Source organism: Paraphotobacterium marinum, from assembly GCF_002216855.1.
GTDB lineage: Bacteria > Pseudomonadota > Gammaproteobacteria > Enterobacterales > Vibrionaceae > Paraphotobacterium > Paraphotobacterium marinum.
In genome coordinates this window covers 252,420-278,982 of sequence record NZ_CP022356.1, presented here as the reverse complement: position 1 = coordinate 278,982, position 26,563 = coordinate 252,420, and the positions used below count along the sequence as shown (strand labels likewise).

Below are 26,563 nucleotides of genomic sequence, written 5' to 3'. Positions count from 1 at the left end.
AACAAATAGAGCATATAAAATATGTATATTGGTGCGTCATATTTTATCTATCTAAAAATGTAATTGATTAAATCAGGATTATCAGTCAATCATAAAAAGATAATTGACATAAGTTAAGCTAAAAATATTAATTAGACATTAGTTTATCTAATGATATTATTTTGTTATTTTTTTCATTTATTAAAATTATTTTTCTTATTTATTATTATTTTATTTGGATACTTCATTATGGAGTTGTAATAAATGAAGCAACTGTAAGTTGAAGCCATACAATTAATATGCATGACTTCATAAAAATTAAAATGTGTAAGCGGCACCTAGCATAATCGATGGTTGGGAGTATGAATAAAAATCAACATTTGAGTCTTGTTTTTCATAACTAACAATCACTGTACCTAAAAGACTTTCATAACCAAATAAGCCCTTTTCTGCATAGTTAATGCCTACTTTGTATCGATTATCTTTTCTTTTAACATTAGGTAAATTATTCACCTCAATTTTTCCATCAAATGAACGTTTTTCATAGGATAAATTTGTAGACAAATCTCCTCCCCAAACCTTCATGAGTAAACTTGTTTTATAACCGTAACCATTAAAACTCATTGCATCACCATCAGCTGAATTTTTTTCATAAGTTACAGCATTTCTCCACGCTAACCCCTCACTAAGCGGCATTAAATAAGAGAGTGATCCATAGTAAGCTTTAGAACTTCGAGCCATGGCATCTAGATTGGGTGACTCATCATTTTTGACATTACGCTTCCCGTAAGCAACATCTAACCCTAGTCCGGTATTATATATATTTTCAAAATTAGCTCTGACACCTAACGTTTTTGCTTTTGTTTTATCTCTTCTTCCTGCTTGATAAGGATTTTGCCAAGTATCTTGAGGAAGGTCCAAACCTATTATAGAAAAAGTGGCTTTGGTTTTATTCTCAAATAAATGTGTATAACCTAATTCAGCCATTGCGTTTTGAGCATAAAGAAAATTATCGACGCTATAGTTTCTTAAGAAAACTTGATCTTTTAAACCAGAAAAAGTGTAATTTACGGCAAAATAAGGAAACAATAATCCATTACTAAATCTACTTGCGGGAGTGTTTTTACCGTCATAGTCCTTATTTTTATTATCTGTGTTCATTTGATTATTAGTACTATTGTAACCAGCCATAATACCTACATAACCGCCAACACCTGATTCTTTAGCTAGAACATCTTGACTAGATGATGTTAATCCATAACTAAATAGAGGTAGTAATGTTGTAGAGAGTATTATTGGTTTAATATATTTCATAGTTTACCTTATTATTTAAATATAATTACTTGTTTCATCGTTCATTTTTACGATTCGATAAATATACTTTTTTATTTTTTGTTTTGTTAAAATATTATGTGAATTGTATTTTTTAAGTGATTTTGGGATAAAAAAACAATATATTGGGACGAGTTTTCTTTTTAAATTAAACCTTAAGAGTCAAATTAAAACCAATTTCATCAAAATATCTTCTTACTCAATATTTTTAACTTTATCACTTAGAATAATTCTCAAATAGGACAAAAGTACACTATTGACCAAAATATTATTTTTCCTTTAATTTTGAATTGATTAACAATTTATTTCTATGAAAGTGATTATATGGAAGGCAGAATATTATTAATACGAAGGAATTAACACCAATTCTAAGGATTTATGTTTAATTCTTGTAAAGAGATCTAAAGCTAGTTAAAAGTCATGTGCTTTTGTACATGACTTTTAACTCACCCAGCTTCAATCCTAGCTCTCAGTTTTTTAATTAGAGACTTTCGGCAACTAAATCTATCATCAAAATTATGATTATGATTAAAATCTTGGAGTTAAACTCTAGTTATGTATAAAGTGGAAAACTGTCATGATAAGTTTTGGTACCTACTTGATACGGATAACACTATGCCCTGTTTTTTTTCTTTAAGATGACTCGACACTGAATTTTTAAGTTTTCACTGTCAAATATACCAGATAGTATAAAAGTAAATAAAAAGTTTTTAACTTTTATTAAGTAAAGATATATTTTTAAAATAGCTTTTCACCATTTGTTGATAACTTCTTGCTACTAAGTATTCTTTGTTATTTTCTAATATTATTGCCATTTTGTTTTTTGTCGATTCAGAGCGAATGCTAACTACTTTATCAAAATTAATGATACTCGAACGGTGAATTTTTTTAAAGTTTTGTGGTAATTGAGATAAAATACCTTCGGTTGTTGTGTAAATAGAAAATATTTCTTGTCCATTGTCTAAATTCATGTAATTACCAGCTGCTTCTACAGAAAAAATATCGTCACAATGAATTAATAATTCTTCATCATTTTTTCTTACGAGTATAGCTTGAGCTTTACGATTATTTAATTTAATTTGAGAATTTGTAAAACTTTCTTTCAAAGTATTTTCTGTTCCTTCAAGTAAATTTTCTTCCTTTAATTTTACGGTTTTATTTTTCTTTATGTTGAGCTTTTGAAGCATCTCACCTGTATAAATATAAAACTCACCTTTATTCAAAAATCTAATGCCAAATGCAAAAATACAAATAAATAATGGATCTCTAGAAACGGAAGTGATTAGAGCGATAATTGCAGTCCAAGGGTCCGATGTAAAACGTGAAAGAGGAAAAGTAATAGCCTGAAAAATAAACTTCCAATAATCCCAAAGATTTAACTGTAATTTTGCATTTAATTCTGGATGAAAAATTAAATTTATTAAAAATAATTTATTAATTATGATAAACACAGCAATCGTAATGAACAAGAAATAGATACAAAATATAAAACAAAAAATTGTTTTTTAGTAAGATTTAAAATAAAAGCAAGATTTCTTTTTAAGAAATAACAACAAATAACCACCATGAATATTTTAATAAAAAAAGACAAGACGATAAATATTAAAATTGTTTTTATTGTTTCAGGTAAGATGAATAAATTAGCCTCAGAGTAATTACCTAATAGAAAACTCATTTTACCCAAAAACATAAAGCTATAGCTATTAAATAAATACAATTGCTGCGTTATAAAATGAAATATTAAAATAAAATAAAAGAGTTGTTCAAATTTTGAAAGTTTTAATTTAAACATTATAACGTTAACCCTCTTCTGAAATAATGCACTTATTTCTTTTGAGTAAATTCTGGATTATGGCATGTTCTAAAAATTTTACGTGGTAATTCAGTCCTACTAAATAACTTTTTCCATTTATTAAGTTAACTTTAAATCTTTTATTATTTTGTACCATTTTAATAACTTTAATTTTTGAAGTATTGATGACAAGCGAGCGTTCTATTCTAATAAAATTAATTGGCAATTTTACTAATAATGCTTTTAGGGTTATTCTGATTGGGAACATTCCACCTCCATTATCAATATTCATGTAGTTTCCATCAGACTTGATAGAAATAATATCATCAACGTGAATCAAGTATTCTTTTCTATTTTTTTTATTAGAAGTATTTGAGCTTTGTTAGTTATCTCATTGGTGTCATAACTGTCATAATCGTGGGCATCTTCATCTTTATGATTTTCATCATTTTTTTTAATTCTCTTAGTTATATCTTTATTAAACAGAGGACTTAATTTTGAAATAACATCTTCTTGTATAACCTTTAAATCCATTGTATTTGAATATTTTAATATAAATAGATAAAGGAATATTAAATATTGATGGTTTAAAATATCAAAAAAAATATTAGAAATTGTATGGTAATTGAAGTAATTTTTTTTTATTAATATAAATAAGTTAGATGTTTTCATATTTATTCTTATTTCAGTATGAAAAAAATATACCCAAGCATAATTTACAATAAACTCTAATAAGATAAATGAAATCATATACATGCAAACAATAACTAAAATCCAAAATATTGTCATTCGAAAACTTAATGTGTAAATAGAAAAATGTTTAATTAACAACAAATAAAATATAAGAAGTAAGGTCTCTAAAAAACGATATTGAGCTTGAAAAATACCCCAGCTAAGAAAAGTTTCATTATTTGCTTCTGGGATTAAAGGTCTTCCAAATAAAAATGCGTTACTCCAAATACCAGTGAAGATATTTAAAAGACAAAAAATGAATAGAAACAAAAAAAATGACTTTTCTAAATAAGAAAATTTTAAACCAAGCATTGAATCATTAGTGAAGTTGAAAACTTAAAATTGATATTAATTTACCCTAATATATTTTTTTTTCAAGTCACCCTTACAAGCTTAATATTACTGCTTAATAACTTAAAGAGGAATTTGTAACCAAACATTAGTATGTATTTTAGCAACTATCTAAGTACTTTTTAGTATAGATTTTTCTTTTAGATATTTTCTTACTAAAAATTGATAACTTCTTGAGATAACATACTTTTGATTAGAGTCTAAAATCACTTCCATTTTTTTTGTTTTTGAATCGTAGTCAGTTCTTATAATTCTTTTTAAATCTATGATATGACAACGATGGACTCTCTGAAAAGTCTTAGGCAATTTCAATTCTAGTTGACTCAAGGGAGTTCGAAGTAAAAAATTATTATGTTTTGTTATTAATTGCACATAATTCCCATCAGCTATAAGTGCGAACACATCATTAATGGAAATAAAGTGTGTTTCCGATAATTTTTTCACAATAAATAACTTTATCATTTGTTCTTTTGATAAAATATGTGTCTGTTTCTTGTTATTTGTCAGAGAATTTTTTTCTTTGTTAATTAATTTTTCTTTTGATAAAGTATGTGTTTGATTCTGATTCTTTGTTAAAGAATCAGAATCTTTGACGACTAACTCTTCTTCATCAGAGTTATCTAAAACATTTACTTTTGAAATTTTTTGAATCAATTTCTTAATCGTTTGTTGATTTAAGAGTACAGAAAAATCGGCTCCTGAAAATTTTCTAAACACAAAAGAATAGACGATTAAAAAGAAAACATAAAAAGATGTAAAATTAATATCTTAGAAATATACTTGAGATTAAATTGCTCTTTAAGCATACTACACCACCAAGTAAAAGATAACATTTGATGACCTAAATGAGCAGTCATAATGAAAACAAATAAAGTAATCGCATTCAGAACCCATATAATGATAAGTACGCAACATAATAAGCATATGAAAAATAAAAGTGAATAGTATTTTATAATTTCATACCCATAGTCCAGTTTGCGATTAATTTTATGCACTAAATACAAACCGAAAGAAAAAATAAAAAATGTTCCTAAAGTAGATAAACCATACTCAAGTAGTAAATCATAAAAGCTCAGAATTATATCATGCCCATTTAATGACACTTTGAGGTTGTCTAGATAATCATATCTAACGACTACCCTCTGAAAGGTGGATAGAATGGCGTTTAATAGAATTAGAAAAATTCCCAACATTAATATCTGATTTTCTTTTACAAATTTTTTTGTCATAATTGTCAATTTTTATTATTTTCAACTTATTTAATAATTTACTTTAGTAGTAATTTGAAATGACTCATAATAGCTCCATTTTGCTTAAATTAATTATTCACTTTGCAAGACATTCTGTAACGACAAATCACTGAGTGTTAATTATCTAATTTTTAAAGCCTGCAAATCTATAAAGTTGTTATTCTATCACATGAATCAGCTCCGAAATAACGCAAATTAGGGATAAAACTAATTTATGGGAGGAAATTTTGTTTAATTTTTAACGTGGGATTAATTATAAAGCGTTTTGCCTTTAATTGAGATGAAAATTTCAGTAATGTATATGAGTACATTTCATAATAAATATTATTAATTTTTATTTTTTCTGCACCTCTCTGAACAATAAATAACTTCCTCCCAACAATTTTGCCACTTTTTTCGCCAGGAAAAAGGTTTTCCACATACTGGACATATTTTCTGAGGTAAATTTAATTTTTTATGAGTCATATGAAGTTTATTGATTAAATTATAAAAGATTTAAAAACTTTTCTGCACTTTTAATTGTTTCAGTCTTTTTTTCTTCATCCATCCGATCCCAAGTACGATACATCATTGCAACCCTTGGATTCTTTTCCAGAAGAGGTCTTTTTTTATTTAAAAAATTCCAATATAAATAATTAAAGGGACAAGCTTTATCGCCTGTCTTTTTAGTGACGCTGTAGCAACAATTCTTGCAATAATTGGACATTTTGTTAATGTAAGCACCACCAGCCGCATAAGGTTTACTGGCAACGACTCCACCATCTGCAAATAAAATCATTCCTGTTACATTAGGTAACTCCACCCATTCATAAGCATCCGCGTACACAATTAAGTACCATTCATTTACATCACTCGGATCTAATTCAGCAAGAAGACTGAAATTGCCAAGTACCATTAATCTTTGTATATGATGGGCATACGCATGTTTTTCTGTTTCTGAAATGCACTGTTTTAAACAATTGAGGTTCGTATTACCATCCCAAAAAAACTTAGGTAGCTTTCTGGTACTTCCAAGAAAATTTAATTCTTTATAAGATGGCATTTTTAGCCAATAAATTCCTCTAATATACTCTCTCCATCCTATAATTTGTCGGATGAAACCTTCAACCGCATTTAATGGAACTTTTTTATCGGCATAAGCCACTAAGGATGCATTTACACATTCTAATGGTGTTAATAAGCCGCAATTTAAATAAAAACTGATATGCGAATGAAACATCCAAGGTTCATTCTCAATCATTGCATCTTGATAGTCTCCAAAATATACAAGTCTTTCTTCAACAAATTGCGCTAAAACCTTTAAGGCATCTAGTCGAGTTACAGCAAAATAAAAGTTTTCCAACTTACCAAAATGATCTGCAAAGTTTTCATTAACTAGCTCAATGACCTCCTCAGTAATAGAATCTATTTTAGTGATGTGGGGATTTGGAATATCTAAGTTTAAATTTGGGGATTTCCTATTGTCTGAATCATAATTCCACTTCCCTCCCTCTGGATTCGCTTTATCCGTCATCAAAACATCTAACTTCTTTCTCATTTCTCGATAAAAAAACTCCATTCTTAATTGTTTTTTTCCACTAGCCCAGAATTTAAATTCATCTTTTGAACAAAGAAAGCGATCGTCTTCTAGTATAGTCACAGTCTTGTTTAACTTTTTTTGCCATGTCCATATATCTGATAAAACTCTATACTCACTCGGTTCTGTTAAAACAATCTCATCTATTGATGATAACTTGCATATCCTTTCAACCTCATGATAAAAATTACCTGTATTTTCTTTATCATCTAAACGAATATAGGTTACATTGTAACCCTTGGTAGAAAGCGTTCCACTAAAATGTCTCATTGCCGAAAAGATAAAAGCAATTTTCATTTTATGATGTTTAACATATTCCACCTCATTTCTTAACTCGCACATGAGGATCATATCTTTTTTTGGATTTGCTGTTTGAAGAGAAGATATGTTTAAACTTAATTGATCACCAAAAATTAAAATTAATTTAGTGCTCATCTTAACTCCTATTTTGCTTTATAAGATGTTGGATAATTTCAAATCTTTTGTTTGCTTCTAGGGTTGACTGCTCAAAATTTACAATAGGATTAGGATAGTCTTGCCCAAGTTGAATACCAAGATTCTGTAAAATAGATTGAGGCGCCTCCCATGGACAATGAATATATTCATTCGGTAACCTGCTTATCTCAGGTAAATACTGTCTAACATAAGAACCATTAACGTCAAACTTTTTTCCCTGAATAACAGGATGAAAGATTCTTGAATATTGCATTGTATCTGTACCTGAGCCAGCGGCCCATTGCCAGCTTGCATAGTTACTCGCCAAGTCAGCATCCATCAATGTTAGATCAAACCATTCAGCGCCTTGCTTCCAATGAATATTTAAATTTTTAGTTAAAAATGATGCGACAATCATCCTACATCTATTATGCAAATAACCCGTTTCATATAAACTTCTCATTGCAGCATCAACCATTGGATATCCTGTCTGACCCCACTTCCATGCGTCAAAGAATGTTTCATTAAATTTCCATGGATAAGCATTAAATTCAGACCTAATATTATGTTCTTTCAGATCAGGGAAGTTATAGAGTAAATAATAAGAAAATTCTCGCCAACCTAATTCACTTTTAAAATGGTTGACTCCATTATTACAGGGTAACTTATTTAAGTTATCCCACATTTGATGAATAGATATTTCACCAAAGTGGATGTAAGGGGAAAGTTGAGAAATAAATTCACTATCCACATCGTTCCTTCGATCTTTGTATTGGTCGATTTTTCTTTCAACAAAATCAGTGAAAGTGCTAAGCGCAGACTCTTCTCCAACTTTCCAATATTTCTTAAATTTTTGTGTCCATATCGGAAGATTAAATTGGCTAATATTAAATAAAGATTCTGATTCATGAATATCAGAGTATACCAGTTGTAAAGGCTGATTCAGTTTAGCTTTATTAATAGGATCACTTACACATCCTTTTTTATAAAAAGGTGTAAAAACAGTATACAGTTTGTTTTTAGTCGGTTTTACCTTCCAGGGCTCCCAAAGAAGATGACTGTTTTCACTTCTAATATAGTCTAATGAAAATTTTTTAAATTCTTCTTTAATAAAACTATCTCGTTCGATTGAACTGGGATCATAACAACGATTCCAACCTAACGCCTTAATATTGTATTTTTGAATTAATTTTCTTATTATATCTGCAGCTTTACCATGATAGACATGTAAATTTCCATTTAAATTTTGATTCAATTTATCTAAAGAATGAATTAACCACCAATAATTTGCGGAATCTTCCTTTGGTTGAGTTTCATCAAAAATAAAAATAGGAAAAATTTTGTATTTTTGAGATAAATTTAACAACGAATTATTATTATGTATTCTTAAATCATTTCTAAACCAATGAATCGCAATATCATTTTTAATCATCAAAGTAACGTTTTCAAATTATTAAATAAATGCTCAGCGGAAGAAAACCCTGACTCTACTCGTCCTTTTATAAACCAGTCTCCACAAGCCCCTATTTTTGAGTTTGGATCAAGGTATGAATTTTGTCCATTTTGTTTGTCTACATTCGCATACCGCCATCGATGGATATCTGCGAATCTGATGTTGTTACAAATCCCTGGAAGGATAGTATCTAGCTCATTTAATAAAAATCTTAAAGCTGCTTTCTTTTCAAGATTCATATTTGTATCGGCCCAATCATTGGTCGAATGAATAACCATTGTTTTGGCCGATCCTCTGCCAGGCTTAGATGAATTTACAGAAATCCAACTGATGTTTTTATCACGAACTAGAGCCGCATCCCATCCCAAATCATTAAAATGATCCATTTCTATCATTAAAGTGAAACACCCCTTCATCTTAATAAACGAAACCTGTTCACTAAATGTAGTATGTTCTTCTATTAAATTTTTTGTTTGTTGATAAGGAGCGGTCACAAACACCCAATCGAAAAAACCATATTCATTATTATCTTGATCAAACACATTCCACTTGTCCGCTACTTTTTTTATTTTCTTGATGTTTGTTTCTAATTTGATATCATGATGGTTACTCTTATTTTTTAGAAAAGAATTCATATTTGGCACCCCCACATAATGTGGAAAGTCTTTATTCCAAACTTTTTGATTTGAGTACTGACCATTTTTAATTTCGATAAATCTTGCTGGCCAGATCTTTAGCGACTCATTACGAATTGAAGGTTCTAAAAATTGTTTGAAAGTTGCGCTTTTTACAGTAAAAAATTGAGCTCCATGATCAAAATTAAAGTCTTTATGATAACGTGTTGCAATTCTTCCGCCAAGTCCTCTGGATTTTTCAAAAATTGTAACTTGACCATAATCTTTTAAAAAACTGGCTAGTGATAAACTAGATAGACCAGCCCCAATAATTGCAAAATTCATGTTTTCTAAATCCTTTTTCAGTCAATTCTAATTAAGTTATCATTAGACTAATTAAAATATTTTACCTTGATTAAATTTACAATGTAAATTCATCCAAGACATAAACTAACTAATAACGTCGCTGTGAATCTTATTTAATTCATTTATAATTAAATAAACATAACTAAATAAATATTTAAGCTTTTTCAAATAATCGAGCCACTATCAGACTAAAAGCTTATTAATGTTTTAAGTCTATCTTTTTAGCACATTGATTTGCCCTTTGTACAGCATCCTCAATCTTATCGTCATATACTAACGCTACGCCCATTCTCCTTTGTCCATTTATGAAAGGCTTTCCAAATAATTTAATATCCGAATTTTTTACCTTCAACGCATCCGGCACACCCACAAAACTTGGTTCATTCGAATTTCCTACTAATAAAATTGCTGCTGAAGCGGCAGGTGTTCTTATAGAAATATTCTTAGGAACAGGGAGTCCTAAAATAGCACGAAGATGAAGCTCAAACTGATTTATATTTTGAGAAACTAATGTAACTAGGCCTGTATCATGAGGTCGTGGTGATACCTCATTAAAATATACTTCATCGCCTTTAATAAATAACTCAACACCAAAGATTCCATGACCACCCAAATTATCGGTAATCGTCTTTGCAATATGTTGCGCCTGTTTGATAACATTTTCTTTCAAATCATGTGGCTGCCATGACTCCTGATAATCCCCATTTTTCTGCGTATGCCCTATTGGCTGACAAAATGATGTTCCATCTTGATGCTTGACTGTCAATAATGTAATTTCTTCATCAAATTTTATAAACTCTTCAATAATAAAGGCATCACTTTTCCCTCTGCTATTTTCATGAGCATAATGCCAAGCTGTTTCAATATCTTCAGAAGATTTAATATAAAACTGCCCTTTACCAGAGCTACTTCTCGTAGGTTTTAAAACACACGGAATCCCAATTTTTTTTATACCCTCTAAATAATCTTGATAATTATCAATAAACTTAAACTTAGATGTAGGTAAATTTAATTCATTGGCTGCTAAATCACGAATACCCTGTCTGTCCATCGTTAAATGCACTGCTTTAGCTGATGGAACAACATTAAAGCCGTTCATTTCTAACTCTAACAATGTGCGTGTCGATATTGCTTCAATTTCTGGAACAATAAATGTTGGATTTAACTTTTCAATCAAATGTTTAATTTGAAAATGATCCTGCATATTAATAACTTCTGCTTGATGTGCTACTTGCATTGCTGGTGCATTTGGGTATCGATCGACCGCAATAACATATATCCCAAGCCTCTGTGCAGCAATCGTAAATTCTTTTCCTAACTCCCCAGACCCCAAAAGCATCATACTTATTTGTGAACCCGAATTGGCTGTTCCAATTTCATTCATATTCAAGCCTCTATAAAATTTATATATATTAATTATGAGTTACTGATAATTAATCAAATATTAAAATGACACTTATACAAGATAGCTTAATAACGGATGTTTGTACACCCCCCGTGAACTAAATAAAATAAATTACACTAGACACGCTTGACAGTCCTAAGTTATTTAAAATGCTCGCAATGTTTAACGCGATTCAAGTCTTTTTTTATAATAGGCTGGTATTTGCGAGAAACTACAACTTCTTGATTATTTGTCATATTTAATTTAAAACTTCTGTTGTTCGATTCTAATTTGATAGATTTAACTTTTGTTAAATTTACAATACTAGAACGGTGTACTCTTTTAAAATAATTTGACAACTTTAGTTCTAATTCTTTAAGTGTCATACGAATACAATACGTTTCATTTTCAGTGTATACATCAATGTAATTTCCATCTGAACAAAAATATAAAACATCTTCAATATTGATAAAAATTTTTTCATTAGCTTTATCTACAGTCAAAACTCGTATCAAATCGTCTTCTTTTTTTCCTGATCAACAGAAATATCATTCATAGATAAATCTTTTTGAACCGTTGTATTTAATGGAATAAGTTTTCTTAATGCTTTGTTAGTAAAAAATTTGATTTCATTTTTTTTCATCAAACGACATATCAGACAAAAAACGCCTAAATCTAAAATTGCTGCGGATGAAAAATATAAGTTACCGAATAATCTTGCTGGTTGAGTCGCTATTTCTAAACCATATATAAACCTTTCGTAACTAGGATTACCATACCAAATTCCGCCAAATGTTAATTCACTTATGATTTTCATCAATGTTAAAATCAAACAAAATGCAAAAACAGAACCTATAAAAGTATTTATCGCTTTTTTAAAAGTTAAATCTTCTTTCAAATAAAAATAACGATATAAATAAATTAATAAAATCCAAATTGTCACAAAAACTGCTATTTGACTAAATAATTCATTCAGTAAATAGTAGGAAAAAGGTGCGATATCTTGATGCTTTTGAAAATCTATTGTTTCTTTTGATTCTTCAAATCTGTTATAAGCATATAGAAATATATTCCAAGTGTATTTTAAAAGTAAAAAACCTAAAAATGTATATAATATAGGAGAGTTATAAATAACTTTTGTTAAGTATTTCAAGATGTTGTTCATAGAGCCTTATTATTTCAAATTTATTGTATGACAGCTTATAGAAACTAAGATCTGTATGCAAATTTTGATACACTCCAAAAGATTAGTTGCTAATAAGCTATTTGTCTCATTTTTTCTTTCCAAGATATATCTTAATAAGAATTTTATCACTTATATCTAGAAACATTGATCAAAAATCAATAAATAATTATACTGTATGTATAGACAGTATAATTATTTTTAGTGATATATGAAAGTAAAAATATTAAACATAAAAAAAACACATAATAAGAGATTGTCATCAACATTAATTCCAGTTTTTAGAGATAAGGTATCAGCAGGTTTTCCATCACCCGCGGAAGATTATATTGAAAGAGAGCTTGATTTAAATGAGTTGTGCATAAAGAACCCTTCCTCTTCTTATTTTGTAGAGGTAGATGGCGATTCTATGATCGATGCGGGAATATATCCTAATGATATATTGGTGGTAGACCGTTCCATTACCGTCCAGCATGGTAATATTATTATTGCCTGTTTAAATAATGAGTTAACTGTAAAAGAAATACACTTAAAACCTACGCCTATTTTAGTTCCACATAATTCCTCTTACAGTCCGATCACAATAACTGACAGTCATGAGTTTGAGGTGTTTGGCGTAGTCACAAACATTATTAGAAAGTTAAAGTAATGAGTTCTAAAATATTTGCATTAGTAGATTGTAATAATTTTTACGCTAGCTGTGAAAGACTATTTAGACCTGATTTAAATGGGGTTCCTATTATTGTTTTATCAAACAATGATGGCTGTGTTGTTGCTCGTTCAAAAGAAGCCAAAGAATTAGGGATATCTATGGGCATTCCTGTTTTCAAGATTCAAGATAAGATTAAAAACTATAATATTCAGTGCTTTTCATCCAATTATACCTTGTACGCAAATATTAGTTCGAGAGTGATGAAAACCTTAGATCAATTGGCTCCTCATATAGAAGTATATTCAATTGATGAGGCTTTCTTAGATTTAACAGAGTTAAATGAACTGTCTAAGTTCGGATCATTAATTAAAAATACAGTTAAAAAGCATGTTGGTGTTTCAGTAGGAGTTGGAATTGGTCCAACAAAAACACTCGCCAAATTGGCCAACTATGCAGCTAAAAAATACCCTACTCTTAATGGGGTTTGTAATTTATGCAATATTCAAGCACAACATAAATTGATGAAAATAACACCTGTTTCAGAAGTATGGGGGGTGGGATATAAATTAAATAAAAAATTAAACTTATTAGGAATAAAGTCAGTTTTCGATTTAGCCCAGGTTGATCCTATTACAATACGAAAAAAATTTTCGGTTGTTGTTGAACGCATTATATACGAATTAAATGGCCAATCTATATTAAATTTAGAAGAACAGCCTACACCTAAAAAACAAATTGTTTGTAGCAAATCTTTTGGTAAAAAAATTGAGAATATCGATGACATGCAACAAGCCATTTCCACCTATGCCTTTAGAGCTACTGAAAAATTACGAAGAGAAAATCAAAGAACAAAAAATATTGGCATATTTATCCAAACTAATCGATTTTCAAAACAAGGTTATTATTCTAATTTCTTTGCACAAAGTTTATTAAAGCCGACTAATAATTATATAAAAGTGATTCAAGTAGCCAATCAAATATTAAAAAAAATATGGCTCCCTGAATACCAATATCATAAATCTGGTGTGATTCTCAGTGACTTTTATCAAGAAAAAATGGAACAAATAGATCTATTTAAAAAAGAAGAATCAGAGCTAAAATCTAAGCTTATGAACGTCATCGATAATATTAATCAAAGTAAACATGGTAAATTATTCATTGCAAGCCAAGGCATTCGTATCAAATGGAAGATGAATCGAAAATTCTTATCACCCTCGTACACCAATAAATGGAATGATATTCCTAAAGTTAAATAATCAATTTTAGAGTTTTTTAAAAAAATTAAATAAAAAATCTTTCATTAATTTCATTGATGGAGACAGCTCACGATTTGAATGATAAATTAAGAAAGTTGAAATCCACCTATCTTTATCAATTAAATTTAATGGTATAACGAGCTTATTATTAATACTTTGATGTAAAATAACTTCAGGGAGCAAAGCAAGACCCAAGCCAAAAGCCACACCAGACTGAATAGAAAGATTATTATTCATCGTAATCGTTTTGAATTGGATATTAAAAGAAGTTAATAATTGATCAAGCTCCTGATAAATTGTTGTGCTTCTTTCAGGAATTAAAATTGTTTCATTATTTAAATCTTGAGGCCTAACATTTTTTTTCTGAGTTAATGGATGCTGTGGTGGAGCGACTAAAGTCATCTTACTTTTATATAAAAATTTTTGGGTTAGCTGTTTATTATTATTTACTGGAGCTAAAAAGTAAAAATCTGCCTCATTATTTTTGATTTGATTTAAAATATTATTACGGTTATCAATTAAAAAATTAATTTTAATATTAGGAAACTCTAAAATAAATTGAGAGACAGCATCAAATAGAATATCTTGAAAAGCATTATGCACGGAAAGAGTAATTTCACCATATCCGGCTCGAGATTGAATCAAAATATTTTCTTTCAGGAGTTGGTTTTCTTTGAGTAATCTTTTTCCATATTTTACCAAAACTTTCCCTTCTTTAGTTAAATAAACCCTATTTTCAATACGTTCAATAATCCGCGCACCAACTTGATGTTCTATTTCCTTAATAATTTTTGAAACTGCTGGTTGACTTAAATTAACTTTTTTAGCAGTCAAAGAAACACTTAAAAGCTTAGAAAATACAATAAAAGTTTCAATTTGTTTGATAGAGAGATTCATTATAATAAAAAGTAATAATTTTATAAAAAATAATCAATTTTTATTATACATAATTTGTGTTATTTTTGAAAACAATTATTCGTGGTTAAAAGGAAAAATTAATGCAAATTATTGACATACTCTTGTCTATATTTCTATTCATAGGGGTGGGTTTTTTTTCTGAAAAGAAAAAGCTTTTAGGGAAAGATGCTCTAGTCGCATTAAATAAATTTGTGTATTATTTTGGATTACCTGCCTTAGTTTTCTCATCATTATCACAACAAAACTTTAGTCAATTTTTTAATTTTAAATTTATGATTGTTTTTACAATTGGAATGATAGCTGTATTCATCATAAGTAAACTTTTATATCTTTATGTTTATCCTCAATCTACAAAAGAAGAAGTTACGATGAAAAGTATGCTTTCGTTTTTGCCTAATACTGCCTTTATGGGAATACCCATCTGTTCAGTTGTGGCTGGAAAGCAAGGAGTCCTTGCCGGATTAATGGCTACTTTATTGATGTCTATCTTTCAGATTATATTACTTCCATTTTTAAAAGAACATGACTCAGAAAGAAGACATAATTTAGGAGTAATCGTTTTAGATATATTTAAACAACCTTTTTCTATTATGATAATACTAGGTCTTTTAACATCTTATTTTAAAATAACTATTCCTGAGTTTATCCTCGAAAGCTCTACTATGTTAGGAGCAACAGCAACTCCTTGCGCTCTATTTGCAATTGGTATGGCTCTGGGCTCAGAAAAAAAAGTAATTCAAATACAAGATACTTTTATGATTTCTTTGTTTAAGTTTACAATCCAACCTCTTATTGTTCTCATCGGTATGATCTTACTTCATGTCCCACATGACTGGGCAATTTCTGGTTTAATTTTATCAGCTTTGCCACCAGCAGCGTCATTATTCATTTTTGCAAAGGAATTTAAAGTATATGCGGCACAAAGTGCAACCATAATATTTTTAACTACCATATGTTCATCTGTCATCATACCAATCATGGTTTTACTAGGTAATGAATTTATTTTAAAATAAACTCATTACCTTGAGTAAACTAAATAAAGTACTATTTTAAGTTAGCTTTAAAAGATATAATAATCACATGAGTTTTAAGAGTATAAAAGGTTGAAATGCCAAAAATTGTCAAATTTTTAAATAATCAAACCCTTCTTTCTATTTTTTTGATTGGTACAATCGTTTATGCGATTCTGTGTTGGTCTGCTTTTAGAACGACTTATTTATCATTAGGCCAACCAGACTACTTTGTCACATTCTGGATTTCGGCTCATTTAGAATTGGCTTTGTTATGTTCTTTATTTGTTTATATATATCAAAAAAAGTGGCGCGTAAAATATAAAAAGACAAAAAAAGAATGGCTTCTTTTCTTTAGTCTACTGCTCATTCAAAATGTTTTTGCATTAGCATTATCTGGAGCAATAGAAATGTTATTTTTGAAGCAATTAAAAACTGGGATTGAGTATGTAAAGCATGTTGTCATGTTACTTGAAAACTATTATTTATTGAATTCGTCAGCCATTTTAATTGTGTGGGCTATCTATCGTCAACTTAAGCAAATGATGCAAAATTATCTATCAGAAACACATCTGATCACGAATAGGTCCAAAGAAAGTATGAATCACAAAACTTATTTTTTTGTGAATAAAGTAGATAAAGATTATATCATAGAGCCTCATGAAATAGACTATATTCAAGCCGATGGTAATTACATGGATATCATTGTCGATAATGAAAAATTTCCTATAAGAGATACATTAAGTAATTTGGAAAAGAAACTTGAAACATTTAATTTTATTCGAGTCAATCGTTCAACTATTATCAACCTAAAATATATTGAACAAATGAATGGTAATGAAGTTATCTTAAGGAATAAAAAAACTATTCTCATAGCTGAATCTAGGAAGAATTTAGTGCTTAATACTTTAAATTATAGTTAACTCGATAAGAGTTCTTTAGAAGCTGTTAAACCTTCGTCATAAAAAATTTTTAAACTTTGTCATCATTTTAAGGGTAATCTCATTAAGGAAATATACAAATAAAATTATTGCCTGATATTCCGCTTTTATGTATTAAATATAATTTTACTTACCTTGTTAATTGAATGAGAAAGTCGTAAAAAATAAGACTATTTGCTTCATTAAAGCCACATTTATTTTAAAAAATAATTCTCACTGAAACAAATCAGTATGTGAAATTGTATATATATAGTATATTAGCAAAATAATTTTTTTAAGTAGAGTGCTCAACATGATATCGAATAAGTGGTCAGGTGTAATCTATGTCGTTCTAGCCTACACGATATGGGGATTAGGGCCTCTTTACTATAGCTTTCTTCACGACATTCCAACGGTAGAAATGGTTTGTTTTCGTGTTCTTTTTGGAACATTATCTCTTGTCATGCTTGTTTACGCGATGAAAAACGTTAAATATTTTCTTAAAATTTATAAAAATAAAAAATTATGGCTGAGCTTAAGCATTACATCTATTTTAATAGTATTTAATTGGAGTTTGTATCTGTGGGCGATCAATAACAATCACGTTATGGATGCTAGTTTAGGTTATTTCATGATTCCATTAATTATAATCTTTTGTGGAATCTTTTTCTTTAAAGAAAAGTTAACAAAATTCAAAGCCATTTCAGTATTCCTAACGGTATGTGGTGTTTCATACAATATTTATGTTTTTCATGGGATTCCATGGATTGCTCTGTCTTTAGCATTTTCTTTTGCTATTTACACAGTTCTTAGAAAAAAAATTCCTATTGATTCACAAAGCGGCTTATTATTCGAAATGGTGCTATTTCTCCCTTTAGCTTTATCATATTTAATTTTTTTGGACGTTGCTCCAACAGCTAATTTTTTCCAAAACTCTATACTTTTAGATTTGTTAATTATGGGTGCAGGCTTACTCACCGTTTTGCCATTGATATTTTTGCATAAAGCAACTCTTAGATTAGACTTAACAACAATTGGTTTTTTTCAATATATTAATCCAACGCTTGCTCTGTTAACGGCCATTTATATGTATAATGAACCTTTTACTTCAAGCCAAATGATTTCTTTTTCATTTATTTGGATAGCACTTATGATTTCCATAACAGAATCATTTATCTTATCCAATAAAAATAAAAATAAAAACAAAGCGTTGATTTAGTTTATAGAATTAAATTGACTCCACTTTTAATTATATGAGTCAATTAATTAACTTTAAATATTTAACAAAACTTGCCTCAAGGCATGAGATTGAAATACTTTTTTATAATTATGTGGTACATTTGGGAGAATAATTAGCTTGTTTTTTTGTTTATAAGTATCATTTAAATATCTAACAAAGTTTTCTGATCTTTGTTTTCTGTTTTTGCCCTGCATATCAGCTTTGCAGTTTTTTAATAAATTACCACCTCTTTTGATGTCAAGACTACCTACCATATAGATGATGTCTAATGATAAATATCTTGAAACTATTGTGTCTGCATGTTTTTTTCCATAATGATTTAGGTGCTCCATTCCATATTTATAATTATTGAATTTAGGACAATGATCATTTTTGATGGGACGATATTTCGAAAAGTACATGAAAGTTCCTGGAGAAATAATTATAAATTTAGTTTTATATTTTTTATTTAAAGATAATTCGTATGGCATATTAGAAAGAGCTAAATATCTTTGAAGCAGCTGTGCTCCTGCTGAATGACCTACAATAATTATTTTTTTAATATTGTGATGAATTTCCAAAACTGATTTTATCTTATGATCTAAATCAGAAAAAGAGCTGTGATAAGGAAAGGTTTTAGATTTATTGCCTTGAATAAAAGTAGATTTAGGCCAACTTACAAAGCTAAATTTCGGTGTTAAGACTAAATATTTTTTGAAGGGAGGAAAGCAAGCTGCTGATTGTATTCTTTAGCATTTCTCTTAACTCCAGGTATTTGTATTACCAAAACTTGTACTTTATTTATGTCAGCTCGGTTACTATAATACTCTACGGATTCAGTCTTTCCTATTGAGAAAAAAGACATAAAAAAAAATGACATTGATATAAAACAATACAACATTTTTTTACACATATACTCTATCCTTATTAAAAAATTGTGTTCGATTCATTAAATCTAAATAACTTTTACAAAAAGTTAAATTAATCAAAAAAATATAATTATAAAACCAAGGGTTTTATAGACTTTGTATTTCACCCAAAACCCGAAAAAAATTACTCGTTGAAATATAAATCTAATAAAAAAACACAAATAACCTTGCATTAATAGTAGTATTAGTTAAGATCGATTTTAAAATTTTTAAAAGGCATTTAATATGTATTTAAATTATGAGTCCCTTGTAGAACAAATGAAAAGCAATAACCTTAGTGTTTATGATGTCATCAATTATGCTATTAGTAATCATGAATATTTTAAAGAAATCATTAATGGTTTAATTAAAGATTTAAAAATAAAATCTGATCCAGAGTATTTTAAATCATTACATCAATGTTTGCCTCAAGCACTTCAAGCCGTTAAAAATAATACCAATATTAAAGAAGCGTTTCAATATTTTGATAGACCTTCATGGTCCAAAAAGCTACAAACAGAAAAGACAGAAGATTATGAAATTCATGATAAAAGCATTATAAATAAATCTACCAGAGAAGTCATAAACCTGCCCTATGAGTTTGTTCAAGCAGGAGATCACTTCAGATTGAATACGAACCTAGTAATAATTAATAATAAAGAAGTATATGATATTACATCTTAATGTAAGATTAGATTGAAATGAGAGAGAATGCTCCTCTCTTTCTTGAAAATTAAGTTTATTAAAATCTAACTTCTTATCTCTTCTTTGATTACTTTTCTATTTTTGTTAAAGATTAATAAATCACTTCTACCATTAGTGCAGTGAAATCCAAGTCTATTATCTCCCTCCCACCAAGCATCAGTTACAACACACTCTGCAGTGGGGTTGTCTCTTTTCCATTATCTTTGATTTTGTAAAATTGCTTTTTTACCCACTTGTGTTGAGCAGCGACCATATCTACAAAGAGTAAATCGATGATCTTTCCATTTTTTTACAAACTGCTTTGAACTGGAATAATTAATATCATCATTATATTCTTGTGCAAGAATACGTGGCTCTTTCCAATTCTTAGCACAAGATATCCAAGATGTTGTAAGTATGATCAAACAACCAATTGTCATAAAAATATTCTTTTTCATAATACCTCCAAAAACAGAAAATTAATAATGACGTCTATTCAATAAAATATATTTTCCTTATAAACCATTCATTCAACAAGATTAAAATGATTAAAGGTGTGTTTTGTGTGGTGAAAAGAAATAATTGGGATAAATTATTGATTCAAGGGACGGTGTTGTAGGTTAAATGTATTATTTTTAAGAAGATAAACTATCAGTAATTTTATTGAAAAAAGTTGAAACCTTGCAGCTTAAAGTATTTAAATAATTTTGTTCCAGATAAAATATTAAGGATAGATGAAGTAATGTATTTATCTTTGAAAAAGAACTCTAAATTTTAATAGAGTTGGAGATTTATTCTTTTCAATTAAATTCTTGGTATAACATATGAACAGCAATAATCTTAAAATACATAATGTCATCAATTCATTATCTTATTTATGAATTTAAGATAAAATTTGATTAAAAGCATTTAAAGTCATTTCATCAAGGTTAACCAAAACGATTCAATCTGTTAAAAGAAAAGGACTGATGATTATAAAATAAGATTATCGCAAATAAATTCAACAACGAATTTATAAATATACCAATTGAATTCATTTAAAAGGGAGAGTTCTTTAGATTGAGTACTAAGCTAGCAGTTATAGTTCAAAAAAATTTTATGACATTTTATATTAAATTATTAGGTTAAATACAAAAAAAGAGAGAATATATTTCTCTCTAAGAAATGTTAATTTAAATCTAACTTCTAACTTCTTCTCGTACTAATTTTCCATTTTGGTTAAAGATTAATAAATCATTCCAACCATTACTACAGGTAAATCCAAGTCTACCGTTCCCTTCCCACCAAGCAGAAGTTACAGTGCATTCTGAACCGGGATTATTTCTTTTCCACTCCCTATGGTTTTGTAAAATTTCTCTTTTACCAACTGTTTCTGTGCAACTACCATATCTACAATGAGTAAAATGATGACCCATCCATTTCCTAACAAAATGTCTTGGACTAGAATAATTTGCATCGTCGGTATATTCTTGTGCAAGACTTACGGGATCACCCCAATTCTTAGCCTGAGATGCCCAAGATGTTGTCAATAAAATAAAAAAAACAAGTGTCATTAATATATTCTTTTTCATAATACCTCCAAGATAAAAAAATTAATGATGACATCAATATCATTAACTATATATTCTTATAACATTCCTAAACAGGAAAGATTAAAATGATTAGTGGTTTTTTTTTGTGCTAAACAGCATTAATAGGGATAAAAATTATGTTTTTAGGGATGGTTTAATAAAAAAATGGTTTATTTTAATATATAATATTCATTTTGGTTAAATTGAGTTATTTGCATAACAATGGAAAATAAACTGACAAAACTTGGATTAAAATATATTGATAACTTTATTCCAGCGAAAAAAAAAGCACCTATAATGAAAGAGGTTATGGAGTTACCTTTAAAAAAAGAATCTATAACTTTATTTGGCAAAACACATCTATCTCCAAGACTTTCATGTTTTATGGGGGATAAAGGCACCTCATATCAATATAGCAAAAATATCTTTTTAGCACATCCTTGGTCTCCCTTGTTACTAGATTTAAAGAAGAGACTTAATTCTACAGATTTATTCGGGTTAGACGCTTTAAATCATTTTAACTCTGTACTTATAAACTTTTATGCAGACGGCCATGACTATATGGGGTGGCATCAAGATAATGAGCCTGAAATTGATACTTCTCATGGAATTGCATCCATTTCTCTAGGCGCTGACAGAGAAATTAAATTCAAAAACAAAAATGAAAATATTATCGAAAATCTTCTACTAAAAGATGGAAGTTTACTACTGATGAATGGTTATAATATTTTAAATTGGAAACATGCCTTACCTAAAAGATTAAAAGTGAAAGAGCCAAGAATCAACTTAACCTTTAGAAAAATAAACTCTTAATTTTAATTATGGAAAATAATAAGTTATATAAAAAGTAGACACTCTTCCTAGAGAGAAATTATATATAATATTTTTATTTCCTTTTGTTAACATATATTCCGTATATTCAGATCCAATATGATTAATTTTGATTAATTTTGATTAATTTATAATTATTACTTTTTATAAATTTTTGGTTTTCGATTAAGGGGAAATATTCAAAATTTCTACTGTGTAAGTGATATGAATGGCAAAGAAAAAAAATTAACAAGTATATTTTAATATTGTTCATATAGAAAAAGATTAAAGAAATCATACATACATATTAAAATCACTAATAATCACGAACTAGTTCTTTATGATGAAGTAACAAAAATACGTGATAAAATAACAAAACCTTTATTTCTGTAAAAAAAGACTTCATTTAAACATTTAAAATTCTCTTAAATATTATCAGAGTTTAGCTATGACTTTTTCAACGAATTTCCCTCTCCTTATCAAAAGATATTATTTAATTAATGATATATACAAGAAATTTTATTGTGATATATAGGATACTATTTTTCAATATATTGGCTTATATTGTTTAGATTTTGATAATTACTGAAGATCTTATCTGCCCAATAAAAAATTTTAACTAAGGAGAATTAAGTAGATAAATTCGTCTTTAATTCTTAAAACTAAGATATAACGAATCGTATTTAAAAAATTAAATAGAATATATTCAATTAAATATAATTAATTGATCTTTATCCCATTTTTATCGTTCTAACACAAATTCATTATTGATTTATAGTAATGTAGAAGGTGTTTATATTCCTTGTGATTTAAAGATAACCCAATTAGGGTTATCTTTTTTTTAAGAAAATTATCTAGCAGTTTTCAGATTAAAAATATTAGAGCAAAAAGGGATTTTTTTATTACTTATTAAGTTATCTTTGGTTAATTCTTTATGAACCTGTCCACCACATAATATTTCCCACCCACTTGATAAAGTAGTATCCTTGCCTTTAGAAAGAAGTTCTGGTTCAGATATATTACATTGATTAGAATCTATGCACCGAAACATCGCATCATTTCCCTTGATAGCATTAGAAACAATATCTCCATCTTTATAACTGCCTTGTTCATTAGGCCAGATATAATAATTATCAAATAACGAGGCGTTAATTGGTAACAAGCTATTAGGTGATGTTTTGTTTAAATTCATCAGAATATACTTATCATAATCACCAGTTCTTAATTTTGAACTTGGATTAATTGGATAAATTTGCACTAAAGTATTTTTATCTAATTTTTTGTAATCCTCAAACTTTGGTAATGATTGATTGAGTCGGTAAACATCTAACTGTTTGATATCTTTTTGGTAGTTTGTTTGTCCAGTAAAAGTATTAATTTTCTGCGCGTTATCCTTTTTCCACTGAATAACAAACACAAATACTGTACCATAATCATCATTTTGCCATGTTCTCGTTTGATCTGATTTACCATAGTTTTTAGTTACTAACTTTAATAAGTTCGCTTTAGATATTTGAAGCGGGTTATTTGACTTTTCAGGCACCAACCTTTCAATAAGTGACTGAGCTAAATAAGATGCCATATCATGTTCCCAAGAAATATATGTTATGGATTCTCGGTAATGTTTTGCTGGAACTTGAATTGTATGCTCTTGATTAGGACCTAATATTTTTGATCCTTCCTGATTAGGGTCTATAACAGTACGTTTTGACCAATTATTTAAAACCTCTGTTAAAATATCTTTTGGCAGTGCACTAAATTTTTCATTTTTATTGGCAGCTTTATCTGCTTGACAAATAGTTTTTGTCGATTTGAATATAGATTTTTTAATCTCTTCGGATAAGTTAATGGCTTTAGCATTGTAACAACCCAAATAATTATCACCTGAATCATAACTGTTCACAGGTGTCCAACCAAGATAAAAATTACCATTTACTTGTTGATCTATTGAGTTTGCAAATGGCATGATAGTTGTAAATGGCCTTGTGTAATATTGATTTCCCCAATATTGTTGTGGGGAAGTAGCAAAGATATATGAAGGCTCATTTATAGTACTTGATAGTTCATTACCTATATTCTGGTAATCATTCTCAATCATTTTGCGAACTTGCTCATCAGGCTGAAGAACAACTGGTATTTTATAATTTTTCATTTGGTAACTCAGTACCTTTTCAAAATATGCAGGCAACAATAATGAACGTTTTGTGCCAGTTGTAGATAAGTTATTACCAGAATATATGGTACTATTAAAGGGTCCTGCTGCTTTTTCTGCATGTCTTAAAAGAACAATAACTTGGGTATTTTTTCCAAAATTAGAGTTTTTGTCAGAAGGGCTCTCAGATGCATAAATATTTGTCGAATAAGAAACAGCTACTAATAAGATTGGAACTAACTTTTTGATCATAATACTTGTCTATTTAGTTATAATAATGAAACTAAATTATAATATATGTCTATGTTAAAAAAAAAGCAAAAGCTTCATACTTTTGCCTTTTTTACAAGCTACGACTTAATGTTTTATGATATAAAAGTTTTTAACATATTGATGATCTAATGCGTCATTTAATGCTAGACCCTTAACATATGGTTTAACCAATCGTTGAGAATTATATTCAAACATAGGTATCACTGCTGCATCTTTATTGACTATTCGATCCATTTTGTTGAATAAAATTGCTCTGTTTGAAGGTGAAGCTGATTGTGATTCCTTAAAATACTGATCAAATTGAGTATTTCTGTAATCACCATCGTTTGATGAGCCTCCCCCAACAAGTAAATTAAAAAATGCTGATGGATCATTATAATCTGCAATCCAAGCCTTTCTTGCTACATCAAAATTATGTATTCTTAAATTATCTAGATAAGCTTTCCATTCTTGTTGATCTAATTTCGTTTGAACGAAACCAGTTTGATTCCACATTGAAGCAACCGCAGTTGCAATTTTTTTATGCCAATCACTACTATTATACATTAAGTTCACCACAAGCGGATGAGACTGATCATAACCTGCTTTTTTTAGTAAATCTTCAGCGATTTTAATACGCTGAGCTGGTGGAATTTTCTCAAGCTCAGTTTTCTCTGGCTTGAAACCCTCAACAGATGTTGGCGCAAAGTGATACAGTGGTTTTTCATTGTGACCAGTTACATACTGAGATAATGCTTCTCGATTGACCAAATACGATAATGCTTTTCTGACCCGAACATCATTAAATGGAGGCTTATTCACATTAAAAACGTAATAATACATCCCAACATAAGGTGTAACATTCAACTCGTGTTGATAATCTTTTTTGACCTGTGGGTAAGCATCTGAATTTATCGTATTATAAGTAATATCTTCTTCATTCGCTTTATAACGATTCAAGTCTTGTTTTTCTTGAATTGGTAGATATGTTACTTGATTAATTACAGTATGGGCATTATCCCAGTAATCAGGGTTTCTCTCTAGGACTATACTACCGTTAACAACATGAGATTTTAATTTATAAGCACCATTTCCCACAATATGTTCAGGCTTGGTCCATTGATCACCCCATTTAGCAATCACTTTCTGAGGTAATGGATCTGTACTACAGTGAACTAACATTTTAACAAATGCTGGATTCGGTTCTTTCAAAGTTACTTCAAATGTATATGGATCAACAGCTTTAACACCCAAACTATCAGCATCTTTCTTTCCATTGACAATTTCAGCAGCATTTAAGACACCTGCAGATGCCAAATAGTCCTGATAACTACTCGGTGAACTTACTAATCTCTTCCATGAGTAAACAAAATCTTTTGATGTTACTGGACTTCCATCAGACCATTTAGCATTTTTTCTCAATTTAAAAGTATAAACTTTTCCCGATGGATCTTTTGTCCATGACATTGCAACGCCTGGAATGATTTTACCATTTTCATCCACTGTAACTAAAGGTTCAAAAAGATCATCCGCTACATGAGACCCTGGAACCCCATCAATTAAACCTGGATCAAAAGATGCAGGCTCGGTTCCATTACCAATTACTAACTCTTGTTTTTTTGCCAAAACAGTTCCTTGAGGAACATCTGCGGCCATAGCATTCGAAGAAACGGCTGTCATAATCGCAATTGTGAGCATTGTTAAGCTTAATTTTTTCATTATTGTTATGCCTTTTTTAAAGTTATTTTTTTATAATGTTATGTT

Annotated in this window: 26 protein-coding genes; 7 read left to right on the top strand and 19 right to left on the bottom strand. The window is 29.0% G+C overall.

Annotated elements, in window-relative coordinates:
* Positions 1-297: 297 nt before the first annotated feature.
* The 12 genes from CF386_RS08490 to CF386_RS08425 form a co-directional block, all read right to left on the bottom strand.
* Positions 298-1,293 (bottom strand): surface lipoprotein assembly modifier, encoded by a 996-nt coding sequence (locus tag CF386_RS08490; RefSeq protein ID WP_089074006.1) that lies wholly within the window; start codon positions 1,291-1,293, stop codon positions 298-300.
* A 728-nt stretch (positions 1,294-2,021) separates the two neighbouring features.
* Complete coding sequence (locus CF386_RS08485) at positions 2,022-2,762, bottom strand: LytTR family DNA-binding domain-containing protein (protein WP_089074005.1); 741 nt, start codon at positions 2,760-2,762, stop codon at positions 2,022-2,024.
* A 348-nt stretch (positions 2,763-3,110) separates the two neighbouring features.
* Positions 3,111-3,443 carry a LytTR family DNA-binding domain-containing protein gene (locus CF386_RS08475; RefSeq protein ID WP_089074003.1) on the bottom strand — a complete coding sequence of 111 codons (333 nt, stop codon included), beginning with the start codon at positions 3,441-3,443 and terminating at the stop codon, positions 3,111-3,113.
* A complete protein-coding gene (locus CF386_RS08470) occupies positions 3,440-4,147 on the bottom strand; it encodes a hypothetical protein (RefSeq protein ID WP_089074002.1) in 708 nt (235 codons plus the stop codon). Before CF386_RS08470 ends, CF386_RS08475 begins: the two co-directional genes overlap by 4 nt.
* A gap of 150 nt (positions 4,148-4,297) precedes the next feature.
* Positions 4,298-4,903 carry a LytR/AlgR family response regulator transcription factor gene (locus CF386_RS08465; protein WP_089074001.1) on the bottom strand — a complete coding sequence of 202 codons (606 nt, stop codon included), beginning with the start codon at positions 4,901-4,903 and terminating at the stop codon, positions 4,298-4,300.
* Positions 4,904-5,763: 860 nt separating this feature from the next.
* Positions 5,764-5,901 (bottom strand): DUF2256 domain-containing protein, encoded by a 138-nt coding sequence (locus tag CF386_RS08455; RefSeq protein ID WP_089073999.1) that lies wholly within the window; start codon positions 5,899-5,901, stop codon positions 5,764-5,766.
* A 19-nt stretch (positions 5,902-5,920) separates the two neighbouring features.
* On the bottom strand, positions 5,921-7,447 hold the full coding sequence (locus CF386_RS08450) for a cryptochrome/photolyase family protein (RefSeq protein ID WP_089073998.1): 1,527 nt from the start codon (positions 7,445-7,447) through the stop codon (positions 5,921-5,923).
* A 1-nt stretch (position 7,448) separates the two neighbouring features.
* A complete protein-coding gene (locus CF386_RS08445; protein ID WP_089073997.1) occupies positions 7,449-8,879 on the bottom strand; it encodes a cryptochrome/photolyase family protein in 1,431 nt (476 codons plus the stop codon).
* Entirely contained in the window at positions 8,879-9,859 is a 981-nt protein-coding gene (locus CF386_RS08440; RefSeq protein ID WP_089073996.1) for an NAD(P)/FAD-dependent oxidoreductase, read from the bottom strand. The genes CF386_RS08445 and CF386_RS08440 overlap by 1 nt, the downstream gene beginning before the upstream one ends.
* Positions 9,860-10,079: 220 nt before the next feature.
* A complete protein-coding gene (gene purT, locus CF386_RS08435) occupies positions 10,080-11,264 on the bottom strand; it encodes a formate-dependent phosphoribosylglycinamide formyltransferase (protein WP_089073995.1) in 1,185 nt (394 codons plus the stop codon).
* 161 nt (positions 11,265-11,425) lie between these two features.
* Entirely contained in the window at positions 11,426-11,779 is a 354-nt protein-coding gene (locus CF386_RS08430; protein ID WP_089073994.1) for a LytR/AlgR family response regulator transcription factor, read from the bottom strand.
* On the bottom strand, positions 11,776-12,429 hold the full coding sequence (locus tag CF386_RS08425) for a hypothetical protein (protein ID WP_145955036.1): 654 nt from the start codon (positions 12,427-12,429) through the stop codon (positions 11,776-11,778). The genes CF386_RS08430 and CF386_RS08425 overlap by 4 nt, the downstream gene beginning before the upstream one ends.
* Before the next feature lie 229 nt (positions 12,430-12,658).
* Between CF386_RS08425 and umuD the strand changes: the two genes are divergently transcribed.
* Together umuD and umuC are read left to right on the top strand one after the other, a co-directional pair.
* Positions 12,659-13,096, top strand: coding sequence for a translesion error-prone DNA polymerase V autoproteolytic subunit (umuD, locus tag CF386_RS08420; protein WP_089073992.1), 438 nt, complete (start codon positions 12,659-12,661; stop codon positions 13,094-13,096).
* Entirely contained in the window at positions 13,096-14,355 is a 1,260-nt protein-coding gene (umuC, locus tag CF386_RS08415) for a translesion error-prone DNA polymerase V subunit UmuC (protein ID WP_089073991.1), read from the top strand. Before umuD ends, umuC begins: the two co-directional genes overlap by 1 nt.
* A 6-nt stretch (positions 14,356-14,361) precedes the next feature.
* Here umuC and CF386_RS08410 read toward each other — a convergent pair whose 3' ends face one another.
* Positions 14,362-15,252, bottom strand: a complete 891-nt coding sequence (locus CF386_RS08410) for a LysR family transcriptional regulator (protein WP_089073990.1) — start codon at positions 15,250-15,252, stop codon at positions 14,362-14,364.
* A 101-nt stretch (positions 15,253-15,353) separates the two neighbouring features.
* On the opposite strand from CF386_RS08410, the gene CF386_RS08405 reads away from it, so the two are divergent.
* From CF386_RS08405 to rarD, 3 genes are all read left to right on the top strand, one after another.
* Positions 15,354-16,286 carry an AEC family transporter gene (locus CF386_RS08405; protein ID WP_089073989.1) on the top strand — a complete coding sequence of 311 codons (933 nt, stop codon included), beginning with the start codon at positions 15,354-15,356 and terminating at the stop codon, positions 16,284-16,286.
* A 95-nt stretch (positions 16,287-16,381) separates the two neighbouring features.
* Entirely contained in the window at positions 16,382-17,206 is an 825-nt protein-coding gene (locus CF386_RS08400; protein ID WP_089073988.1) for a LytR/AlgR family response regulator transcription factor, read from the top strand.
* Positions 17,207-17,516: 310 nt separating this feature from the next.
* Positions 17,517-18,422 (top strand): EamA family transporter RarD, encoded by a 906-nt coding sequence (gene rarD, locus CF386_RS08395; RefSeq protein ID WP_089073987.1) that lies wholly within the window; start codon positions 17,517-17,519, stop codon positions 18,420-18,422.
* A gap of 53 nt (positions 18,423-18,475) precedes the next feature.
* Here rarD and CF386_RS08390 read toward each other — a convergent pair whose 3' ends face one another.
* Together CF386_RS08390 and CF386_RS08385 are read right to left on the bottom strand one after the other, a co-directional pair.
* Positions 18,476-19,003, bottom strand: a complete 528-nt coding sequence (locus CF386_RS08390) for a hypothetical protein (RefSeq protein ID WP_089073986.1) — start codon at positions 19,001-19,003, stop codon at positions 18,476-18,478.
* A 122-nt stretch (positions 19,004-19,125) separates the two neighbouring features.
* Positions 19,126-19,335, bottom strand: a complete 210-nt coding sequence (locus CF386_RS08385) for a hypothetical protein (RefSeq protein WP_089073985.1) — start codon at positions 19,333-19,335, stop codon at positions 19,126-19,128.
* Between the two features lie 241 nt (positions 19,336-19,576).
* Here CF386_RS08385 and CF386_RS08380 point away from each other — a divergent pair, with 241 nt between their 5' ends.
* Positions 19,577-20,014, top strand: coding sequence for a hypothetical protein (locus CF386_RS08380; RefSeq protein WP_089073984.1), 438 nt, complete (start codon positions 19,577-19,579; stop codon positions 20,012-20,014).
* Positions 20,015-20,232: 218 nt separating this feature from the next.
* Here CF386_RS08380 and CF386_RS08375 read toward each other — a convergent pair whose 3' ends face one another.
* Positions 20,233-20,472, bottom strand: coding sequence for a hypothetical protein (locus CF386_RS08375; RefSeq protein WP_089073983.1), 240 nt, complete (start codon positions 20,470-20,472; stop codon positions 20,233-20,235).
* A 720-nt stretch (positions 20,473-21,192) separates the two neighbouring features.
* Positions 21,193-21,585, bottom strand: a complete 393-nt coding sequence (locus CF386_RS08370) for a hypothetical protein (protein WP_089073982.1) — start codon at positions 21,583-21,585, stop codon at positions 21,193-21,195.
* Positions 21,586-21,807: 222 nt separating this feature from the next.
* Between CF386_RS08370 and CF386_RS08365 the strand changes: the two genes are divergently transcribed.
* A complete protein-coding gene (locus CF386_RS08365) occupies positions 21,808-22,398 on the top strand; it encodes an alpha-ketoglutarate-dependent dioxygenase AlkB family protein (RefSeq protein WP_089073981.1) in 591 nt (196 codons plus the stop codon).
* 847 nt (positions 22,399-23,245) lie between these two features.
* Here CF386_RS08365 and CF386_RS08360 read toward each other — a convergent pair.
* Both CF386_RS08360 and CF386_RS08355 read right to left on the bottom strand, forming a co-directional pair.
* On the bottom strand, positions 23,246-24,799 hold the full coding sequence (locus tag CF386_RS08360) for a hypothetical protein (RefSeq protein ID WP_089073980.1): 1,554 nt from the start codon (positions 24,797-24,799) through the stop codon (positions 23,246-23,248).
* A 105-nt stretch (positions 24,800-24,904) separates the two neighbouring features.
* A complete protein-coding gene (locus tag CF386_RS08355; RefSeq protein ID WP_089073979.1) occupies positions 24,905-26,518 on the bottom strand; it encodes an ABC transporter substrate-binding protein in 1,614 nt (537 codons plus the stop codon).
* Positions 26,519-26,563 lie beyond the last annotated feature (45 nt).

What these genes read in the sequence shown, in the direction of transcription:
- CF386_RS08440 (WP_089073996.1), bottom strand. Translation starts at nt 9,859, where the DNA reads ATGAATTTTGCAATTATTGGGGCTGGTCTATCTAGTTTATCACTAGCC.
- CF386_RS08355 (WP_089073979.1), bottom strand. Translation starts at nt 26,518, where the DNA reads ATGAAAAAATTAAGCTTAACAATGCTCACAATTGCGATTATGACAGCC.
- CF386_RS08490 (WP_089074006.1), bottom strand. Translation starts at nt 1,293, where the DNA reads ATGAAATATATTAAACCAATAATACTCTCTACAACATTACTACCTCTA.
- purT (WP_089073995.1), bottom strand. Translation starts at nt 11,264, where the DNA reads ATGAATGAAATTGGAACAGCCAATTCGGGTTCACAAATAAGTATGATG.
- CF386_RS08410 (WP_089073990.1), bottom strand. Translation starts at nt 15,252, where the DNA reads ATGAATCTCTCTATCAAACAAATTGAAACTTTTATTGTATTTTCTAAG.
- CF386_RS08470 (WP_089074002.1), bottom strand. Translation starts at nt 4,147, where the DNA reads ATGCTTGGTTTAAAATTTTCTTATTTAGAAAAGTCATTTTTTTTGTTT.
- CF386_RS08400 (WP_089073988.1), top strand. Translation starts at nt 16,382, where the DNA reads ATGCCAAAAATTGTCAAATTTTTAAATAATCAAACCCTTCTTTCTATT.
- CF386_RS08380 (WP_089073984.1), top strand. Translation starts at nt 19,577, where the DNA reads ATGTATTTAAATTATGAGTCCCTTGTAGAACAAATGAAAAGCAATAAC.
- CF386_RS08360 (WP_089073980.1), bottom strand. Translation starts at nt 24,799, where the DNA reads ATGATCAAAAAGTTAGTTCCAATCTTATTAGTAGCTGTTTCTTATTCG.
- rarD (WP_089073987.1), top strand. Translation starts at nt 17,517, where the DNA reads ATGATATCGAATAAGTGGTCAGGTGTAATCTATGTCGTTCTAGCCTAC.
- umuC (WP_089073991.1), top strand. Translation starts at nt 13,096, where the DNA reads ATGAGTTCTAAAATATTTGCATTAGTAGATTGTAATAATTTTTACGCT.
- CF386_RS08455 (WP_089073999.1), bottom strand. Translation starts at nt 5,901, where the DNA reads ATGACTCATAAAAAATTAAATTTACCTCAGAAAATATGTCCAGTATGT.
- CF386_RS08370 (WP_089073982.1), bottom strand. Translation starts at nt 21,585, where the DNA reads ATGAAAAAGAATATATTAATGACACTTGTTTTTTTTATTTTATTGACA.
- CF386_RS08385 (WP_089073985.1), bottom strand. Translation starts at nt 19,335, where the DNA reads ATGTGTAAAAAAATGTTGTATTGTTTTATATCAATGTCATTTTTTTTT.
- CF386_RS08450 (WP_089073998.1), bottom strand. Translation starts at nt 7,447, where the DNA reads ATGAGCACTAAATTAATTTTAATTTTTGGTGATCAATTAAGTTTAAAC.
- CF386_RS08365 (WP_089073981.1), top strand. Translation starts at nt 21,808, where the DNA reads ATGGAAAATAAACTGACAAAACTTGGATTAAAATATATTGATAACTTT.
- CF386_RS08445 (WP_089073997.1), bottom strand. Translation starts at nt 8,879, where the DNA reads ATGATTAAAAATGATATTGCGATTCATTGGTTTAGAAATGATTTAAGA.
- umuD (WP_089073992.1), top strand. Translation starts at nt 12,659, where the DNA reads ATGAAAGTAAAAATATTAAACATAAAAAAAACACATAATAAGAGATTG.
- CF386_RS08425 (WP_145955036.1), bottom strand. Translation starts at nt 12,429, where the DNA reads ATGAACAACATCTTGAAATACTTAACAAAAGTTATTTATAACTCTCCT.
- CF386_RS08375 (WP_089073983.1), bottom strand. Translation starts at nt 20,472, where the DNA reads ATGAAAAAGAATATTTTTATGACAATTGGTTGTTTGATCATACTTACA.
- CF386_RS08405 (WP_089073989.1), top strand. Translation starts at nt 15,354, where the DNA reads ATGCAAATTATTGACATACTCTTGTCTATATTTCTATTCATAGGGGTG.